Source organism: Streptomyces sp. H27-H5 (genome assembly GCF_026627505.1).
Taxonomy (GTDB): domain Bacteria; phylum Actinomycetota; class Actinomycetes; order Streptomycetales; family Streptomycetaceae; genus Streptomyces.
Genome location: NZ_JAPNLK010000244.1, coordinates 1 through 3,178, shown reverse-complemented (window position 1 = coordinate 3,178; position 3,178 = coordinate 1). Strand labels below are relative to the sequence as shown.

2 protein-coding genes and 2 pseudogenes are annotated in these 3,178 nt (G+C 68.7%); 2 read left to right on the top strand and 2 right to left on the bottom strand.

Going from position 1 to position 3,178, the window contains the following annotated elements:
• Positions 1-110: 110 nt before the first annotated feature.
• The gene (locus OTB19_RS42370) at positions 111-803 is read right to left on the bottom strand and encodes an SAM-dependent methyltransferase (protein WP_267804188.1); all 693 of its coding nucleotides are present in this window, start codon (positions 801-803) and stop codon (positions 111-113) included.
• Positions 804-1,406, bottom strand: a pseudogene (locus tag OTB19_RS42365) (aminoglycoside phosphotransferase family protein); the annotation flags it as partial.
• Here OTB19_RS42365 and OTB19_RS42360 point away from each other — a divergent pair.
• Both OTB19_RS42360 and OTB19_RS42355 read left to right on the top strand, forming a co-directional pair.
• Positions 1,403-1,975, top strand: a pseudogene (locus OTB19_RS42360) (hypothetical protein); the annotation flags it as partial. The pseudogenes OTB19_RS42365 and OTB19_RS42360 sit on opposite strands and share 4 nt — an antisense overlap.
• Before the next feature lies 1 nt (position 1,976).
• Positions 1,977-2,507, top strand: a complete 531-nt coding sequence (locus OTB19_RS42355; RefSeq protein WP_267804187.1) for an NUDIX domain-containing protein — start codon at positions 1,977-1,979, stop codon at positions 2,505-2,507.
• The last annotated feature ends 671 nt before the right edge of the window (positions 2,508-3,178 follow it).

The following is a 3,178-nucleotide window of genomic DNA, read 5'->3' as shown; positions in this document are numbered from 1 at the left end:
GTCGCCCTCAACCTGATCCGACTCCACGCCTGGTGGAACGGCCACCCCATCGACCGGACCAGAACCACCCACCTCGCCCGCCTCGAACTCGCCCTGACAGCCTGACCGAATTAACCATCAGGGTCGGTAATCAGGAGGGTGGTCGGCCACGGGTCGCGGCGAGGGTGACGCAGCTCCAGCGCCGAGGTGATGCGCAGGCCGTTACGCGCGAGGTGTGCGCCCCAGCGCCGGGCATCGAACTCCCATCGGGCGATGGGTAGCCGGGTGCGGTCGGGCATGGTGACGTAGTCCTCGCGCGGACGGTCGTCCGTGGATGGATGTCTTCCGGCCCGTGCCGGGTGCGGGACGGAGAAAGCCAGGACTCCAGCCGGCTTGAGGCGGCGGGAGATCGCGGCGAGTAGGAGCTCGGGGGCGACGAGGCCGACTGCGCCGAATACGGAGTAGATCGCGTCGAAGGTCTGGCCGGTGGCTTGCAGGTGGTGCAGTGCGTGGCCGGCGGCGAAGGTGGCGCCGTCGAGGTGGCCGTAGTGGGACCGGGCGCGGCGTATCTGGAGTCCGACGAGGTCCACGCCGGTGATGCGGGCCTGGTGGTGCTTGGCGAGGTGGGCCACGTTGTGGCCGGGGCCGCAGCCCAGCTCCAGGAGGCGCTTGCCGCGCAGGTCCCGTCCCAGAATCTCAGCTCCGGGACCGAGGCCCGCGTGGGTGCTCCACTCCATCCGGGCCGGTGCGGTGAGCGCGTGGGCGGGGGAAGCGGCTATGCGCTGGGCTGCGTGGGCGTACCAGGGGGAGACCTGGGCGAGCACCTAGACCTCCAGGAGTTGGACCACGTCGTTCAGGTGGCGCCGGACGACGGGGATGTACGCGGGGTCCTTGGCCGGGTCGTTGATCCAGCGGATGGCCTGCTCCATGAACCATTCGACGGCCCACATGCGGTGCCAGCCAAGGGCCCATGCCTCGGCGGCCAGGCCGCCCCGGGCGGCGAGGGCGTCTTCGTGGCCGCCTGCAGTGACGTACTGCTCCAGGAACACGTGCAGCCGGAGGGGGCTGGGTACGTCGGTGGTGCCGTGGTAGGAGGCGAGGTCGATCAGGCCAGGTCCGGTGAAGGCGCGGGCGAAGTCGAGGAGGTGCCAGCCGTTCTCCCCGATGTGGACGCTCGTGGGGTGGAACTCGGAGTGGACCCAGCCGAACGGGTCGAGCGTCGCTCCCTGGACGCGGGCGTCGGCCGCAGCGGAGATCTTCCCGAGTGCGGTCTCGATGTCGTCGCAGTCCGTCCAGCGGTCGGCCTTCCGCAGCCGCTGGAGGTGATCGAGGGCCCGGCCCGGCAGGGCCGCGAGGCCCGCGCCGTCGAGGAGGGGCAGACCGCCGGCCGGGCGGGCGGCGTGGAGCATCACGGCGGCGGCGACGCCTCAAGCAACCCCAGCACTGCGTCGACCTCGTCGAAGGCGCCCTCACCCGCGGCCTCGGCCACGTGGACGGCCAGACCGAAGCCCTCCTCCCCATCACCCACGCCCGCGCCTACGCCGCCACCGGCGAGAACCCCTCGGCCGCCCGTGCCCTCCTCGCCGCCGAAGACGCTCTCCTCCGGGACGATGGCCCACAGCCCAGCTTCTCCCGCGTCAGCGGCCCAGCTGCCGGCACCGTGGCCAGCCACACCGCCCGTACCCTGACCGACCTCGCCGACCACATCGGCACCGAACAGCAGCACCGCGACGCCCTCACCCGCTGGGACCCGGAGAAGTACAAGCGCGTCCACGCCCTCACCCATGCCGACCTCGGCGACAGCCTCGCCGCCCAGGCCCGCGCCGACGAAGCTGTCGCCGCCTGGACCCAGGCCCTGGTCCTCATGGAGGGCATGACCTCCGACCGCACCCGTAAGGCGATCACTTCGATCCGCTCCACGCTCGCGGTCTACCAGAGCCGCCGCGTTCCCGGCGCCGCCGATCTCGCCCGCCGCGCCCGCGAGGCCCTCGCCTAACATGCCCAACAACCCGCCCGACGAAGGGAACCCCGTGGCTCAGCAGACCGACGACCGCTCTCAAGCCCTCAAGCCGGCGCTCGAATCGATGACCCTGCTGGTCGCGGCCGTCATCGTCCACGACAAGGCCACCGACCGCGTCGTCCTCCTCCAGCGCAGCGAGAACGCCAAGTTCGCCCAGGGCCTGTGGGACCTCCCCGTCGGCAAGAGCGAACCGGGCGAGCCCATCACGGAGACCGCAGTCCGCGAGCTCTACGAGGAGACGGGCCTCACCGTGAAGCCCGAGTCCCTCAAGGTCGCCCACATCATCCACGGAGCCTGGGGCGTCGAAGCCCCCAACGGCTTCCTCACGGTGGTCTTCGCCGCCCACGACTGGACCGGCGAACCCGAAAACCGCGAACCCCGCAAGCACTCCCAGGTCCGCTGGGTCGATGCCGACGCCATTCCAGAGGCGTTTGTGTCGACGACGGGCAGTGCCCTCAACCGCTACCTTGATGGAGGCCCTGAGGTATCAACCGATGGGTGGACTTAACTCGTGTCCAAGACGCCGCCGGGTCCAGAGTCCGTCTGAGTTGCGGTCCTCGACGTAGTAGCGTTCGCCATGCGACGCGTGGTGTTCGACTCGAATGCAATCGATCCGGTGGCAGACACGCCCGGTGCCTACGAAGTGCTAGAGAACGCGATTGAAACCGGCCGCCTAGAAATTCTCTATACCCACGTCACGGTTGATGAGCTGGTGGCGATACCGGACTTGGAGCGACGGGCCTGGTTGGTCTTGCTGATGGCTTCCCTCGGCCGTGTAGTGCCTACCGGTGATACCGCAGTCGACTTCTCGCGGGTCAACTTCTGCCGAGTGGGGGCAGACGAGGACGAAGACGTACTAGAAGCGCTTCGGTCCGGCAACATCGATCACACTCGTGATGCACTTATCGCGGCCACTGCCCGATTCGAGGCATGTCCGCTTGTGACCAACGAGCGTCGACTGGCGAATCGATCGAGTAATAGTCAAGACCTGTGGATCGGTGAACCTATCGCTGGATGCTCTGCCTCCATTGATCGAGGGCTACGAAGTCCTGGTCAGTTACGGCAGCTGTAGATAGCCGCTGGTGTGCTGGCTGGTCATGGTGTGGTGTCGGCGTAGGTGTGCCAACGGCGGTGGCAGAGGCGGGCGCGGTGTTGATGGCGGCGGCGCCAGGTGGACCA